Source organism: Streptomyces sp. CNZ301 (assembly GCF_004217425.1).
The window spans coordinates 2,641,440-2,657,754 of sequence record NZ_SHLG01000001.1 but is presented as its reverse complement, the minus strand read 5'-3'; the positions used below and the strand labels follow the sequence as shown (position 1 = coordinate 2,657,754).

General features: G+C 70.5%; 8 protein-coding genes. 1 reads left to right on the top strand and 7 read right to left on the bottom strand.

What is annotated here, in order from left to right; translation table 11 throughout:
* Positions 1-60: 60 nt before the first annotated feature.
* From treS to EV375_RS11320, 4 genes are all read right to left on the bottom strand, one after another.
* Positions 61-1,773 (bottom strand): maltose alpha-D-glucosyltransferase, encoded by a 1,713-nt coding sequence (treS, locus tag EV375_RS11335; RefSeq protein WP_130299330.1) that lies wholly within the window; start codon positions 1,771-1,773, stop codon positions 61-63.
* Between the two features lie 78 nt (positions 1,774-1,851).
* The gene (locus EV375_RS11330) at positions 1,852-3,936 is read right to left on the bottom strand and encodes an alpha-1,4-glucan--maltose-1-phosphate maltosyltransferase (protein WP_130299329.1); all 2,085 of its coding nucleotides are present in this window, start codon (positions 3,934-3,936) and stop codon (positions 1,852-1,854) included.
* Between the two features lie 303 nt (positions 3,937-4,239).
* Positions 4,240-5,496 (bottom strand): cytochrome P450, encoded by a 1,257-nt coding sequence (locus tag EV375_RS11325; RefSeq protein ID WP_130299328.1) that lies wholly within the window; start codon positions 5,494-5,496, stop codon positions 4,240-4,242.
* Positions 5,493-6,803 carry a cytochrome P450 family protein gene (locus tag EV375_RS11320; RefSeq protein WP_130299327.1) on the bottom strand — a complete coding sequence of 437 codons (1,311 nt, stop codon included), beginning with the start codon at positions 6,801-6,803 and terminating at the stop codon, positions 5,493-5,495. The genes EV375_RS11325 and EV375_RS11320 overlap by 4 nt, the downstream gene beginning before the upstream one ends.
* Positions 6,804-7,393: 590 nt before the next feature.
* On the opposite strand from EV375_RS11320, the gene glgP reads away from it, so the two are divergent.
* Positions 7,394-10,177, top strand: a complete 2,784-nt coding sequence (glgP, locus tag EV375_RS11315) for an alpha-glucan family phosphorylase (RefSeq protein WP_130299326.1) — start codon at positions 7,394-7,396, stop codon at positions 10,175-10,177.
* Between the two features lie 122 nt (positions 10,178-10,299).
* Here glgP and EV375_RS11310 read toward each other — a convergent pair whose 3' ends face one another.
* The 3 genes from EV375_RS11310 to EV375_RS11300 all read right to left on the bottom strand — a co-directional run bounded on the left by EV375_RS11310 (position 10,300) and on the right by EV375_RS11300 (position 16,256).
* Positions 10,300-11,916, bottom strand: a complete 1,617-nt coding sequence (locus tag EV375_RS11310) for a M4 family metallopeptidase (RefSeq protein ID WP_130299325.1) — start codon at positions 11,914-11,916, stop codon at positions 10,300-10,302.
* A gap of 243 nt (positions 11,917-12,159) precedes the next feature.
* The gene (locus EV375_RS11305; protein ID WP_130299324.1) at positions 12,160-14,082 is read right to left on the bottom strand and encodes an ABC transporter ATP-binding protein; all 1,923 of its coding nucleotides are present in this window, start codon (positions 14,080-14,082) and stop codon (positions 12,160-12,162) included.
* A complete protein-coding gene (locus tag EV375_RS11300; RefSeq protein WP_486588419.1) occupies positions 14,079-16,256 on the bottom strand; it encodes an ABC transporter ATP-binding protein in 2,178 nt (725 codons plus the stop codon). Before EV375_RS11300 ends, EV375_RS11305 begins: the two co-directional genes overlap by 4 nt.
* Positions 16,257-16,315: the final 59 nt, after the last annotated feature.

Below are 16,315 nucleotides of genomic sequence, written 5' to 3'. Positions count from 1 at the left end.
CCCGCGGAGGGCCCGGGGCGCCGGCCCCGGGCCCTCCGGCTCCGCTGTCGTGGATTGCCGTCAGTTCTGCCTGCGCAGGCGGAACCAGTAGAAGCCGTGGCCGCCCAGCGTCAGCAGATAGGGAAGTTCACCGATCGGCGGGAAGCGCACGCCGCCGATGAGCTCCTCCGGTACGCGCCCGTTGAAGAACTGCAGGTCCAGTTCGGTCGGCTGCGGGAAGCGGGAGAAGTTGTTCACGCACATCACCAGGTCGTCGCCGCCGTCCGGCAGCCGCACCTCGCGCAGGAACGCCAGCACGGCCGGGTTGGACGAGGACAGCTCGGTGTACGTGCCCAGCCCGAAGGCCGGGTTCTGCTTGCGGATCTCCACCATCCGCCGCGTCCAGTGCAGAAGGGAGCTCGGCGAACTCATCGCCGCCTCGACGTTGGTGACCTGGTAGCCGTGGACCGGGTCCATGATCGCGGGGAGGTAGAGGCGCCCCGGGTCGCAGGAGGAGAAGCCGGCGTTGCGGTCCGGCGTCCACTGCATGGGGGTGCGTACGGCGTCCCTGTCGCCGAGCCAGATGTTGTCGCCCATACCGATCTCGTCGCCGTAGTAGAGGATCGGCGAACCCGGGAGCGACAGGAGCAGAGCGGTGAACAGCTCGATCTGGTCGCGGTCGTTGTCCAGAAGGGTGGCGAGGCGGCGGCGGATGCCGATGTTGGCGCGCATGCGCGGGTCCTTGGCGTACTCCGCGTACATGTAGTCGCGCTCCTCGTCGGTGACCATCTCCAGCGTCAGCTCGTCGTGGTTGCGCAGGAAGATTCCCCACTGGCATCCGGAGGGGATCTCGGGCGTCTTGGTGAGGATCTCCGAGACGGGGTAGCGCGATTCGCGGCGCACCGCCATGAAGATGCGCGGCATGACGGGGAAGTGGAAGGCCATGTGGCACTCGTCGCCGCCCCTGTCGTAGTCGCCGAAGTAGTCGACGACGTCCTCCGGCCACTGGTTGGCCTCGGCGAGCAGCACGGTGTCGGGGTAGTGCGCGTCGATCTCGGCGCGCACCCGCTTGAGGAAGCCGTGCGAGCGGGGCAGGTTCTCGCAGTTGGTGCCCTCCTCCGCGTACAGGTAGGGCACGGCGTCCAGCCGGAAGCCGTCGACTCCCAGGTCCAGCCAGAAGCGCAGTGCGGAGATCATCTCCTCCTGCACGGCCGGGTTCTCGTAGTTCAGGTCCGGCTGGTGGGAGAAGAAGCGGTGGAAGAAGTACTGCTTCCGGACCGGGTCGAACGTCCAGTTGGAGGCCTCGGTGTCGACGAAGATGACCCGCGCGTCCGCGTAACGCGTGTCCTCGTCGTCCCAGACGTAGTAGTCGCCGTAGGGGCCGTCCGGGTCGTGCCGGGACTCCTGGAACCACGGGTGCTGGTCACTGGTGTGGTTCATGACCATGTCGATGATGACGCGCATGCCGCGCTGGTGCGCCGAGTCGGTGAACTCCACGAAGTCCGCGAGGTCCCCGAACTCCGGCAGCACGGACGTGTAGTCGGAGACGTCGTAACCCCCGTCGCGCAGCGGCGACTTGAAGAACGGCGGAAGCCACAGGCAGTCGACGCCGAGCCACTGCAGATAGTCGAGCTTCGAGGTGAGCCCCTTGAGGTCTCCGATGCCGTCGCCGTTGCTGTCGTGGAAGGAGCGGACCAGCACCTCGTAGAAGACGGCCCGCTTGAACCACTCCGGGTCGCGGTCCCTGGCGGGCGTGTCCTCGAACTTGTCGTGTACGGGTTGGTTCACGGTCATGGGTGAGTGCCCTTCGGGTCGGTGGGGGTGTCTTACGAAGAGCTCGTCCGCCCCTCGGGGCGGAGCGGACGGGATCCGTCAGACACCACCTGGGTCGGGCCGCAGCGTCAGGACGTGCGCCGCTGCGGGGGAGCCGTCTCCCGCCGCCAGTCGCACGTAGTTGTTCCTGCTCCACTCGTACGTCCTCCCGGTGAGCTCGTCGCGCACCGGGAACTTCTCCCTCCCGTCGGCCTGCGCCGCCGTCAGCCCGAAGCGGCGCAGGTCCCCTTCCTCCAACGTCACTGTCGCCTCCTGCGTACGAGCCGGGTCGAGACTGACCACGACGATGACGGCGTCGGTGTCCCGCTGTCCTCGATTTGCCTGCTCTGCCTCCTTTCCTTGCTCTCCCTCTTCTCCTTTCGCCGACCAGTGCTTGGAGAAGGCGATGACCTGGTCGTTGTCGCAGTGGTGGAATCTCAGGGAGCGCAGTCCGCGCAGCGCGGGACGGGCGTGCCGCAGCCGGTTGAGCTGTGTGATCAGCGGCGCGATCGTCTGCCCGGACTCCTCGGCCGCGGCCCAGTCGCGCGGGCGCAGCTGGTACTTCTCCGAGTCCAGGTACTCCTCGCTGCCGGGCCGTACCGCCTCCGACTCGCACAGTTCGTAGCCCGCGTACATGCCCCAAGAGGGGGAGAGCGTCGCCGCGAGCACGGCCCTCGTCTCGAAGACGGGGCGTCCGCCCTGCTGAAGGCAGGCGTGCAGGATGTCGGGAGTGTTCACGAAGAAGTTCGGACGCATGTACGCGGCGGCTTCGCCGGACAGTTCCGTCAGGTACTCCGTCAGCTCCTGCTTCGTGTTGCGCCAGGTGAAGTACGTGTAGGACTGCTGGAAGCCCACCTTGGCGAGGGCGTGCATCATCGCGGGCCGCGTGAACGCCTCGGCCAGGAAGACGACATCGGGGTCGGAGCGGTTGATGTCCCCGATGACCTTCTCCCAGAAGCCCACGGGCTTGGTGTGCGGATTGTCCACGCGGAAGATGCGCACGCCGCGCCCCATCCACAGTCGGAGCACGCGCAGGGTCTCGCGTACGAGCGAGGCATAGGCGTCCGGGTCCGTGTCGAAGGCGAGAGGAACGATGTCCTGGTACTTCTTCGGCGGGTTCTCGGCGTGTGCGATCGTGCCGTCCGGGCGGTGCCGGAACCACTCGGGATGCTCCTTGATCCACGGGTGGTCCGGTGAGCACTGCAGGGCGAAGTCCAGCGCGACCTCCAGGCCCAGGGACCGGGCGCGCTCCACGAAGTACCCGAAGTCCTCCGCCGTCCCCAGGTCGGGGTGGAGCGCGTCGTGGCCGCCGGCCGCCGAACCCACGGCCCACGGCGAGCCCACGTCGTGCGGCCCCGCGGACAGCGCGTTGTTGGGGCCCTTGCGGAAGGCGTCGCCGATGGGGTGCACCGGCGGAAGGTAGACGACGTCGAACCCCATGGCCGCCACTGCGTCGAGCCGTTGCGCCGCGGTGCGGAACGTGCCGGAGACTGGCGGTTCGCCCTCCTCCCGGGGGAGCCGCGCGCCCTCGGAGCGCGGGAAGAACTCGTACCACGAGCCGAACTGGGCGCGTTCCCGCTCGACTTGGAGAGGCAGCGGACGTGTCGAGGTGATCAGTTCGCGCAGCGGATACCGCTCCAGCACACCCGTCACCTGCGGCGTCAGCGCGGCCGACAGGCGCGCGGCAACGCCGCGGCTGCGGCTGCGCAGCGCGTCGGCCACGGCCAGTACGCAGTCCCGGCCTTCGCTTCTGGGCACGTCGGCGGCGGCACGCTCGTGCAGCACCGCGCCTTCCTCCAGCACGGCTTCGGTGTCGGTGCCGGCGGGGATCTTCAGCTTCGCCTGGTGCCGCCACGTGGTGACGGGGTCGCTCCAGGCCTCGATCGCATAGGTCCATCTCCCCTCGCTGTCGGGGGTGATGTCGGCCGCCCAGCGGTCCGTTCCGGGGGCGAGTTCGCGCATCGGGGTCCAGGGCCCCTGGCGGCCGCTCGCGTCGCGGAGTACGACGTTGGCGCCGAGGGCCTCGTGCCCTTCGCGGAAGATGGTGGCCGAGACCTGGAACGTCTCGCCCGGTACGGCCTTGGCGGGGTGGCGCCCGCAGTCGACGAGGGGGCGGACATCGAGGACGGGAATGCGACCGATCATTGCTTCACCTTGGTGCGGGATGGAACAGGCGGACGGTTTGTGATCTTCTGCCTGTTCTATCTGCTTCACCTGGTGCCCCGGTGCCCCGTGCAGGGCGGCAGCGCGCGTTCACCCGCCCGGCCCTCCGCACGCGGGCCGTGCCCGGTAAGGGCCGCCGCGTGGGCCTCGGGCCGGTCCCCGTCCGGGAGCACGGGACGTGAGCGGGCCCGCGCACGGACCCGCGGCCGCCCCCAACAGGCATCCGGGCTTGGGGAGTTGGCCCCGGCGGGTGCGTTGTGGTCCGCCGGGGCGGTGCGGCCCGCTTCAAACCCCGTGCAGGTGGACGGGGAAGGACTGGAGGTCGTTCTGCGTGAGCACCGGCTGGTTGACGATCTCCTCCACCGGAACGGCCAACCGGATGCCGGGGAAGCGCTCGAAGAGCGCCGGCAGGGCGATGCCCGCCTCGAGCCGCGACAACGCCGCACCCGGGCAGATGTGCGGCCCGTGGCCGAACGTCATGTGACGGCTCGGCGAGGGCCTCGCGATGTCGAACCGGTCGGCGTCGGGCCCGTGTTGCTCCGGATCCCTCCCGATCGCGCGGTAGGAGATCACGACGCCCTCGCCCTCGCGGACGACACCGTCGCCGACCTCGATGTCCTCCGTCGCGAAGCGCATCAGCAGGTGCGTGGTCGGTGTGTCCCAGCGCAGGGTCTCCTCGACGACGGCGTCCCAGCCCACTTCGCCGTCGAGCACCATGCGCAGCTGGTCGGGGTGGGTGAGCAGCGCCCGAACGGCGTTGAGTATCAGACCGATGGTCGTCTCGTGCCCGGCGGCCACCATCGCCTTCAGATTGCCGACGACCTCTTCCTCGGTGAGCGGTTCGCCGCCCTGGTCCGCGAGGATCAGCGCGCTGGTCAGGTCGTCCCGCGGTTCGGCGGTACGGGCCCTGACCATGTCGGTGAAGATGCCGTCGAGTTCGTCGATCACCGCGAGCCGCTCGTCCTGCGGCGTCAGCATCGAGAAGAACGCCTTGTACAGGATGTGCAGCCGCGGATGGAGTGCCGGGTCGACACCCATGAGTTCGCTGATGACCGACATCGGCAGCGGCAGGGCGTAGACGGACTTCAGATCGACCGGGCCCTCCTTGCCCTGCACCTCGAGGTCGTCCAGCAGCCGGTGGGTGATTCCCTCGATCACCGGGCGCAGATTCTCCAGGCGGCGCGGAGTGATCGCCTGCGCGGTCTTCGTGCGCAACCGGCGGTGCTCGGCGCCGTCCACGGTGAACATCGAGCGTCCCGCGTCGATCATGCCGATCAGCGGCCACTCGTGGGTCACCTCCCCCGTGCGCCACAGCTTCCACCGGTTGATGTCCTTCACCAGCCGCTGATCCGTCAGAAGCCTCCTGGCCTCGGTGTGAGTGGTGACGGTCCAGGCCGGCACCCCGAGCAGTTCGATGCGGGCGAGGGCGCCGGCGTCGCGCAGGCGGCGGGTCTCCCCGTCCAGGTCGCGCACCATCGGGTCGATGACGACGGGGCACTTGTGCTGCCCCGCCGACGGGGAGGGAGAGGCGGGAGCATTCATCGCGTGCCTTCGAGGGGAGGAGTGGGGGAGAAGCGGACTGGCAGCGCGGTCATCCCGCGCAGGAAGGCCGAGGGCCGCCGCGCGAGGGCGCCGACGGGCACGGCGAGGTCGATCTCGGGCAGCCGGTCGAGGAGCACCTCGATCCCGATGCGGGCGATCGTCTCCGCGATCTCCTGCGCCTGGAAGGGGCACTGGAACTCCCCGTGGCTGAAGGCGAAATGGGCGCCGTTGCCGCCGCGCAGCCCCGTGTCGGCCCCCTCGACGGTGACGTGCACCTTCGGGTCCGCGTTGGCGCCGGCGAGCCCGAGCAGAAGCATGTCGCCGGTGCGTATGCGCCGGCCGCCGAGCCAGGTGTCCCAGGCGGCCCAGCGCCCGGCGAGGATCTGTGTGGGCGTGTCCTCCCACAGCACCTCGTTCATCGCCTCGGGGATGCTGCGCCGGTTCCCGGTGAGGGAGGCGGCGAAGCGGTCGTCGGTGAGCATCAGGCGCACGGAGTTGCCGATCCAGTCGGCGGTCGGCAGATGTCCCGCGGCCGTGATGGCCATCAGGTCCAGCGCGTACTCCTCGTCCGTGAAGGGCTCGGGGCCGGCGAGCATCCACGACGTCAGGTCGGCGCCCGGGGCCGCCTGCTTGGTCGCCACCAGTTCGTGGATCTTGGCGCCGAAGTGCCGGAAGCCCTCGAGGGCGTCGGCTCCGCCGTCCGCCAGGTCGCTCATCGCCTTGATGAGGCCCGGGCCGTCGGAGTCGGGGAACCCCAGCAGCCTGGCCAGGACGAGGACGGGCAGCGGCTTGGCGTACTCGGCGATGATGTCCGCCTCGCCGCGCGCGCAGAACCGGTCCAGCAGGTGGTCCGCCAACTCCTCGCAGTGTGTGCGCAGTTCGAGCGGGCTTATGTTCTGCATCGCCGTCTGCACCATCTCCAGGTGGCGCTGGTGCTCGGCGCCGACCGTGTAGTAGATGGACGGCTGCCGTTCGCCGATCATGGGCCGGAGCGGCCAGTCCTGAGGCAGCTTCTCCCACTGGTTCCACAGCCCGGAGTCACGGGGGAAGAGCTTGGAGTCCGTGGTGACCTGGTACATCTCCTGGTAGCCGATCACCAGCCAGGCCGGGACGTCGCCGGGCAGCAGCACCGGCACCACGGGGCCGTGCTCGGCCCGCATCTCGCGGTAGTGGCCGGCGGGGTCGGTGTGGAACCGGGGGCCGCTGAGCGGCACCGCGCCGTCCGCGGCGTGTGCCGGGCATCCCGGCGGCGGGGCCGGTGTCCCGAATCCGTAGTCCCCCTGGTGGGCGCTTTGATACGCCGTCACGATGCAAAACCTTCCGTGTGATGGATCGCGACCGATTGCGTGGACGGGTACTGGAATGCGCGACCCGGCAGGAACACGGATCCAGCGGCGCAGGCGGAAGAGGGAGCTGGTCAGGAACCCACCGCTGTGCTGCGCCGTCACACTTCACCCCGACGGGGAGCGAGCGTGCCCTGGGCCGCTGCGCGCGGCCCGCACCGTTGCTCTCCGCTCACCTCCGTGGTCTGCCCGCGACTGTCCGCGTCCCGTGTGGAGAGCCCAGGTGGGACGTGCAGAAGTCGTGCCCCGTGTACTGAGGTCACGAAGCTTAGGAGGAGAGACGGAGCCCGGTCGAGGGGGTGGAGCTGCGCATTCCGGCCCGGGCCCGTGACGAGCGGAATTACCCGCACGATGTGACGGATGTGACGGGGGCCGAGCCGGACCGCCCTCCGCGGGAGCGCGTTGACGGCACGTCACCGGACCGCCCTCGGGCCGAGGTCCTCACGGTGCGGGCAGCCTCCCTCGCGCCGCTCCGCTCACCGCGTCAGGGTGGATATCCCGCGCCGAGCGGATCATTGCCGCAATGGGTGCGTATGCCCCGTTACGGTCGAGGAGTGAAGGCCATTCGTCGTTTCTCCGTTCATCCCGTACTCCCCGAACCACTCCGTCCCCTCAGCGAACTCGCGCACAACCTGCGCTGGTCCTGGCACCCCCCGACCCGCCGTTTCTTCAGCGAACTGGACCCGGAAGCCTGGCGGCTCGCGGGCGGCGACCCGCTGCGCATGCTCTGCGCCCTGACGCCCTCGAAGCTCGCCCGGCTCTCCTGCGACGGAGCCTTCCTGCGGAGGCTCGCCGTCGCCGCCGGCGATCTGCACGACGCCCTGAACGAGCCGCGCTGGTACCAGCAGGAGGCCGCGACCGGCGATCTCCCGCGCGCCGTCGCGTACTTCTCACCGGAGTTCGGAATCACCGGCGCCCTGCCGCAGTACTCGGGCGGGCTCGGCATCCTGGCCGGCGACCACCTCAAGGCCGCGGGCGACCTGGGAGTGCCGCTGATCGGTGTGGGACTCCTGTACCGCCAGGGCTACTTCCGGCAGAGCCTCTCCCGCGAGGGCCGGCAGCTGGAGCACTATCCGGCGCTCGACCCGGCGGAACTGCCGCTGCGGCTGCTGCGCGAGGAGAACGGCCTGCCCGTACGTGTCGAGCTGCGGCTGCCCGGCGGCCGGTCGCTGCGCTCCCAGGTGTGGCAGGCGCGGGTGGGACGCGTACCGCTGCTGCTCCTCGACTCCATGGTCGGTGCGAACGCGCCGGCCGAACGCGAGGTCACCGACCGGCTCTACGGCGGCGGGGGCGAGCACCGCCTCCTCCAGGAGATGCTGCTCGGCATCGGCGGCGTGCGTGCGGTGCGCGCGTACTGCCGGCGCACCGGCCATCCCGCACCCGAGGTCTTCCACACCAACGAGGGCCACGCCGGCTTCCTCGGACTGGAACGCATCCGCGAACTGGGGGAGCAGGGGCTGGAGTTCGACGCCGCCCTGGAATCGGTACGTGCGGGCAACCTCTTCACCACCCACACACCCGTCCCCGCCGGGATCGACCGCTTCGACAACGCCCTGGTGGCTGCCCACTTCGGCGACGACGGCGAACTCGACGGCATCCCCGCGGACGACGTGCTGCGCCTCGGCGCGGAGAGTTACCCCGGCGGCGACCCGGGTCTGTTCAACATGGCGGTGATGGGCCTGCGGCTGGCCCAGCGGGCCAACGGCGTGAGCACCCTGCACGGAGAGGTCAGCCGTGACATGTTCGCCGGACTGTGGCCGGGCTTCGACCCGGCCGAGGTGCCCATCACCTCCGTCACCAACGGCGTGCACGCACCCACTTGGCGATCGCCCGAGGTGCCCGACGATGCCGCGGCGCTGCCCGACGCCGAACTGTGGGCGCTGCGCCGCCGCCTGCGCGAGCGGCTCGTGCACGACGTGCGGACGCGCCTGCGCGCCTCGTGGCGTGAGCGCGGCGCCGCCGACGCCGAACTCGGCTGGACGGACGGGGTGTTCGACCCGGATGTGCTGACGATCGGCTTCGCGCGGCGCGTGCCGTCGTACAAGCGGCTCACCCTCATGCTGCGCGACCGCGAGCGGTTCACCAGGCTGCTGTTGCACCCCGAACGTCCGGTGCAGATCGTGGTGGCGGGCAAGGCGCATCCGGCGGACGACGGGGGCAAGGAGCTGATCCAGGAGCTGGTGCGCTTCGCGGACGATCCTCGTGTGCGTCACCGCATCGTCTTCCTTCCCGACTACGGAATGGAGATGGCCCAGTCGCTCTACCCCGGATGCGACGTGTGGCTCAACAATCCGCTGAAGCCGCTCGAAGCGTGCGGCACCAGTGGAATGAAGGCCGCGCTGAACGGCTGCCTCAACCTCTCGGTGCGGGACGGCTGGTGGGAGGAGTGGTTCGACGCGGACTTCGGCTGGGCCGTGCCCAGCGCGGACGGCGAAGCCGCCGCGGACGAGGACCGCCGGGACGGCATCGAGGCCGCGGCGCTCTACTCGCTGATCGAGGACCAAGTCGCGCCCTGCTTCTACGAGCGCGGCGGCAGCGTCGGTTCCGGGTCCGGGTCCGGGTCCGGTTCCGGTCCGGCTTCCGGACCCGGTCCCGGTTCCCGCTCCGCGGCCGGGGCCGCGGGTGGCGCCGTCCCGGCCCGCTGGGTGGAGATGGTCCGCAGGACGCTCGCGCGGCTCGGCCCGAAGGTGCAGGCGGAGCGGATGGTGCGCGAGTACGTCCAGCGGCTGTACGCGCCCGCCGCCTGCGCCCAGCGCGAGACGGGTCCGGAGGCGGCACGCGAACTGGCCGCCTGGAAGGCACGTGTGCGGGAGCAGTGGCCGTCCGTCGCCGTCGGCCCGGTCGAGCACGAGCGGCACGACGGGCCGGAGGGCGCGGCCCGACAAGACGGGCACGACGGGCACGACGGGCACGACGGGCACGACGGGCACGACGAGCAGGACGGGCACGACGAGCAGGACGGGACTGTCCGGCAGGACGCCGCGGGACGGCAGCACGAACCGGACGGCGGCCTGGCTCTCGGCTCGTGCCTGACCCTGCGCGCGAGGGTCGCCCTCGGGACGCTGTCCCCCGAGGACGTCGAGGTGCAGGCCGTTTCCGGACAACTCGACGGCACCGACCGCATCGCGGGCGGCGACGCGGTGAGCGTGCCGCTCAAGCCCGTCACCTCCGCGAGCGGCGGCCCCGACCTGGAGGGGCGGTGGACGTACGAGGGGACCGTCACGCCCGGCCGTGCGGGCCCCTTCGGGTACACGGTGCGGGTGCTGCCCGCGCACCGGCTGCTGGCCTCGGGGGCCGAAATGGGCCTCGCTGCCGCACCGGAGGACGGCGAGGCCTGAGCACGACGACGGGGCGGGTGCCGTGCGCGTTCTGCGCACGGCACCCGCCCCGCGGGTGTGCCGGTGGCCCCTGGGCCTACGGCTCTACGGCCGGGGCCCGGCGGCGGGCCGGTCCGCCCGGGTCACTTGACCGCGACGGCCGTCCAGGCTGCCTCGACCGCCTTGGTCTCGGCGGAGTCGGCGCCGAAGAGGTCGTTGGAGGCCTTGACCGTCGCCTCACGGGCCGCCTTGTAGTCCGTGTTGGCGGTCATGTTCTCGGTCAGCGCCTTGAACCAGATCTCCTGGGCCTTGGTGATGCCGATGCCCTCGATGGTGGAGCCGTCGGAAGTCGGCGAGTCGTACTCGACGCCGTTCTTCTCGGACTTCCCGCTGCCCATGGACATCAGGAAGAACCAGTGGTTGGCGATGCCGGACGAGTAGTGCACGTCCACGTCGCCGGCCTTGTCGCTCCACTCGTCGAGGGAGTTGCCGTCCTTGCTCGGCTTGTCCATGTAACGCAGCGGAGTGCCGTCGCCGTTGATGTCGATCTCCTCGCCGACGTGGAAGTCGGCGACGTCTTCCTTGTTCTCCGGGGCGTGGAACTCCGTGGCCGCCGCGAAGATGTCCGAGGTGGCTTCGTTCAGGCCGCCGGACTCGCCCGCGTAGACCAGTTTCGCGGTCGTCGAGGTGACACCATGCGACATCTCGTGGGCCGCGACGTCGAGCGAGGTGAGCGGGGCCTTGTTGCCCTCACCGTCGCCGTAGGTCATGCAGAAGCAGCTGTCGTCCCAGAAGGCGTTGACGTAGTTGTCGCCGTAGTGGACGCGGCTGGGCGCACCCTTGCCGTCGCCGGCGATGCCCTCACGGCCGAAGGTGTCCTTGAAGAAGTCCCAGGTCTGCATGGCGCCGTAGTGGGCGTCGACGGCAGCGGTCTGGGCGTCCTCGGGCTTGCCGGTGCCCCACTTGTTGTCCTCGTCGGTGAAGTCCTTGCCGTCACCGCTCTCGCCGTTCTCCAGGTTCACGGTCTTGCTGCCGCCCCTGGAGGCGTCGGTCAGCGTGAACTTGCCGTCCGCGCCGTCCGTGCTGAGCTCGACCTCGCCGCTGTACATGCTGGCGCCGGTGCCGTCGGCCTCGTGGATGCCCTGGTACTCCATGAGCTTCTTGCCGGTCTTGGCGTCGGTGATGACGTGCAGCTGGCTCGGTGCGCCGGACTTCTGGGTCCCGCCCTCGACGGTCTCCCAGGCGACTACGGGCTTGCCGCTCATCGCGTAGACGACCTTGCGCGGCGCCTTGCTGCCCTCGGCCTTCGGCGTGGCGGGCTTCTCGGCGGTGCTGATCCCCTTCGTGGAGACGGCGGAGATGTCGGCCTTGGTGGACTTGGTGACGCCGGTCTGCTTGCCCGACTTGGACTTGTGCACGACCATGTCGCCGCCGAGGACGGGCATGCCGTCGAGCGTCCGCTCGTAACGGACGTGGGTGGCGCCGTCCCGGTTCTTGACGACGTCCCTGACCTCGAGCTTCTCCTTGGAGCCGAGGCCGAGGGCCTTGGCGTCCGCGGCCTTGGCCTCGGTGGAGTCGGCCTTCTTGATGAGCTGCGTCTTCTGGGCCGCGGTCATGTCGGCGGCCAGGGCGCCCGTCTTCATCGAGGACTGGTCGTCAGCGGGGCCGGCCGTCGCAGTGCCGGCGGTGACGCCGGCGACGACGAGCGCGGCGGTGGCCGCAAGGGCGGATATCCGCTGCTTCTTGCTGAGGGATCTCACTCGGTGGCTCCTTCTGCCGTGGGGGCCGGGCGGCCCGCCATCGCGGCTGCCCGGGCAGAACGTTGGAACTGGAATGCGAACAGTCGTGCACTGTGCGAAATCACGACTGCCGGTCACACTACTGTCGAGTACATGCGCATGTCACCGCTTCCGGCAGACAGTGTTCACACCTTGACCAGACTTTGTTCGCCCTTGACCGTCCGCTTTCCGGATAACGGACGCTGGTTCAGGTGTGGTTGGGAGTCACCGCTGGTCATGACGGGGTGCGCGGGTCTGGACGAGACTCTCGCGCCAGGCGCTGTGAAGACCCGCGAATCTGCCCTCGCCGGCGATCAGTTGGGCCGGAGTGCCGTCCTCCACCAGCCTTCCGTCCTCCATCACGAGCACCCTGTCCGCGATCTCGACCGTCGAGAGCCGGTGGGCGATGACCACCGCAGTACGGCCCCGAAGCACCGTCATCATCGCCTGCTGCACGGCCTGTTCGCCCGGAATGTCCAGAGACGACGTCGCCTCGTCCAGGATCAGCACGGCCGGGTCCGCGAGCAGGGCGCGGGCGAAGGCCACGAGTTGCCGCTGCCCGGCCGAGATCCGGCCGCCCCGCTTGCGTACGTCCGTGTCGTACCCCTCGGGGAGGCCGGTGATGAAGTCGTGCGCGCCCAGGGCCTTCGCGGCGTTCTCGATCTCCGCACGCGTCGCGTCCGGACGGCCGATGGCGATGTTCTCCGCGACGGTGCCCGAGAAGAGAAACGCCTCCTGCGTGACCATGACGACGCTGCGCCGCAGTTCGGAGCCCTCCACATCACGCAGGTCCACGCCGTCGAGCAGCACGCGGCCGCCCGTGGGGTCGTAGAAGCGGGCCAGCAGCTTCACGAGCGTGGACTTGCCCGCCCCGGTGGCGCCCACCAGCGCCACCGTCCGCCCCGCACGGAGGGTCAGTCCGAAGCGCGGCAGCACCTCGTCGCCCGTGCGGTAGCCGAAGGAGACCGAGTCGAAGACGACTTCGCGGCCGTCGCTCCCCTCGCCGCGCGGCGGGAGGGCCCGCGGCGAGGCCGGTTCCGGCACGGACGGGCGCTGGGCGAGGAGCCCGGCGATCTTCTCCAGCGAAGCCGCCGCCGACTGGTAGGAGTTGAGGAACATCCCGAGGTGGTCGATCGGCTCGTACAGTCTGCGCAGATAGAGCGCGGCGGCGGCGAGCACACCGAGCGCGAGATCCTGTGCCGCCACGCGGTAGGCGCCCCACAGCACGATCGCCGCGACGGCGATGTTCGCGGTGAGCCGTGAGGTGACGACGTAACGCGCCATCTCCAGCAGCGAGTCACCGTTCATCTTCAGATGACGGCCGTTGAGCCGTGCGAACTCCTCGTCGTTCGCACGCTCCCGGCGGAAGGCCTGCACGGCACGGATTCCGCCGACGGTCTCGGTGAACTTCACGATGACGGCCGCCATCGCCGTGGAGCGGCCCCGGTAGACGCGCGCGGAGCGCTGCTGGAAGTTGCGCACCAGCAGCGCCAGTGGGACGAAGCTGGCAAGCGCCGCGACGCCGAGACCGGGGTCGAGCCACAGCAGCGTCACCACGATGTAGACGACGGAGACGATGACGGCCAGCAGCTCCTGGAGGCCCTCGTCGAGCAGTTCGCGCAGCGAGCCGACATCGGTCGTGGAGCGGGAGATCAGGCGGCCCGAGGTGTAGCGGTCGTGGAAGTCGACGTCGAGGGCCTGCGCGTGCCGGTAGATCCGTCCGCGCAGTTCCAGCAGCACACGCTGGTTGACGCGGGCTGCGGCGACGATGAAGGCGTACTGGAGCCCTCCGGAGGCGAGCGCACAGAACAGATAGGCGAGGCCGACGGCGGCGAGTAGCAACTGCCCGCCGTTCTGCCCGCCTTCACCTCTCAGCGCCGGGACGGCGTGGTCGATCGCGAAGGCGACGAGGAGGGGACCAGCCTGCACCGCTGCCTGCTGGAGGAGCAGAAGAAGGGCCGCGGCGGCGACGCGCGGCTTGTGCGGGCGCAGCAGGGAGGCGAGCAGTGTGCGCGCGGCGTGCGGGGGCGCGGGCAGCACGTCGCGGTCGAACGGGTCGGCCACGGGCGGCTGCCCGGGCCCGGACGCGTGAGAGGTCTTCGCGGGGCCGGGCCGCGGCCCGCCTGCCGTTTCGGCTGTGCTGGTCAACTCCGCTCCTTCGCACGCTCGTCGTTCTCGCCCGACATCAGGCGGCGGTACTCCTCGCTGCTGCGGAGCAGCTCGTGATGCGTGCCGACGGCCGAGATGCGGCCGCCCGAAAGCAGCGCAACCCGGTCGGCGAGCAGCACCGTCGAGGGCCGGTGCGCGACGACGAGCGCGGTGGTCGAGGCCAGCACCTCCCGCAGGGCGGCCTCGACGGCGGCCTCCGTGTGCACATCGAGCGCGGAGAGCGGATCGTCCAGTACGAGGAAGGAGGGACGGCCGACGACGGCACGCGCCAGGGCTAGGCGCTGCCGCTGCCCGCCGGACAGACTCAGGCCCTGCTCGCCGACCTGGGTTCCGGAACCGTGCGGCAGGGCGGCGACGAAGCCGTCGGCCTGCGCCACACGCAGTGCGCGGTCGAGCCGGGCCCGCTCCTCGGCGCGTTCCTCGGCGCGTTCCTCGGCCGGTTCCTCGGCGCGTTCCTCGGCCGGTTCCTCGGCTCGGTGTTCCGGCGGGGCGTGTTCCGGCTGTGGCGGGGCGTCCGGGTTCAGGTGGCCGGGCGGCAGCACGCGGTTGTCGGCCGCGCCGTCCGGGGTGGCGTTGTTCCGGGCGGCGTCCGGTGCGGCGTCGGTGCCTGATCCCGGCCGGGGCGGTGGCAGCGCAGGGGTTCCGGCGTGGGCCGGATCGTCCGCGCCCATCAGCACGTTCTCCGCGACGGTCGCGGAGAAGAGCGTCGTCTCCTCGAACGCCACGGCGACCCGGGAGCGAAGCTCGGCGCGGCTGAGCGTGCCGATGTCGTCTCCGTCCAGGGTGATGCGGCCGGCCGTCACCTCGTGAAGACGCGGCACGAGCGCCGTCAGGGTCGTCTTGCCGCTTCCCGTCGCGCCGACGAGAGCCATCGTCTCGCCCGGACACACATGCAGATCGACTCCGTCCAGGACCGGCCGGGTGCCTTCGGGCGCGTCGGGATAGCGGAAGACGACGCCGCTGAAACGCAGCCCGCCCGCGCGCGGGCCATGCGGTGTTCCGCGCTCCGGAGCGCTGTTCCTGAGCACGTCCGGGGGCAGCGGCTCGTCGAGCACCTCGAAGAACCGGTCGGTCGCCGTCGCCGACTCGTTGCTCAGCGCCAACAGGAACCCGGTCGACTCCACCGGCCACCGCAGTGCCAGCGCCGTGGAGAGGAACGCCACGAGCGTGCCCGCCGAGAGATGGCCCTGGGCCACCTGGAGCGTGCCCAGCACCAGTGCCGCCCCGATGGCGAGCTCCGGCAACAGCATGATCACCGCCCAGATGCGGGCCAGCAGCCGTGCCTTCTCCAGCTCCGTGCCGAGGAGCCGTCCCGATAGCGCGCGGAACGCGCGGGCCTGGCTGCGGTGCCGTCCGAACCCCTTGATGACGCGGATGCCGAGGACCGATTCCTCGACGAGCGTCGTCAGGTCCCCGATCTGGTCCTGCGCCCGGCGCGCGGCGTGCGAGTAACGGTGCTCGAACACCGCGCACATCCACACCAGCGGCACGAACGGGCCGAGAACCACCAGCCCCAGCGTCCACTGCTGCGACAGCAGGATGATGCAACCGACCATCACGGTAACGGCGTTGACCAGCAGAAAGGTCACGCCGAACGAGAGGAATCTGCGCAGCAGTTCCAGGTCGGTGGTCGCCCGCGAGAGCAACTGCCCGCTGGGCCAGCGGTCGTGGAAGGAGACCGGCAGGCGCTGAAGGTGCCCGTAGATGTCCGCCCGCATGGCCGCCTCCACCCCCGCCAGCGGACGGGCGCTCAGCCACCGCCGCAGCGCGAACAGCCCCGCCTCGAGGACCCCGACCCCCAGCAGCAGCGCACCGCCCGCCCACACGCCGGCGGTGTCCCGCTCGGCCACCGGGCCGTCGACGATCCACTTCAGTACGAGCGGGATCACCAGACCGGTGCACGAGGCGAGCACGGCGACCAGGGCCGCGGCGAACATCCGCACCCGGACCGGCCGCACGTACGGCCACAGCCGGAGCAGCGAACGCACCGCCGAGCGGCCGTGTTCGGCCGCGGGCTCCGCGCTCGTTACCCCGCTCGTTCCCCCGGCCGTTCCCCCGGATGTCTTGCCGGTGCTGCTGCCGGCCTTCGTTCCCGCGCCGCCCCCGGCCGTGCTGCCGGTGGTCCCGTTGCTCGTCCCCGCCCCGGTCGTCACCGGCCTGAGACTACGGTCGGGTGGTTGCATCCTTCATCTGCTTTTTTCCCGCCGAGTCG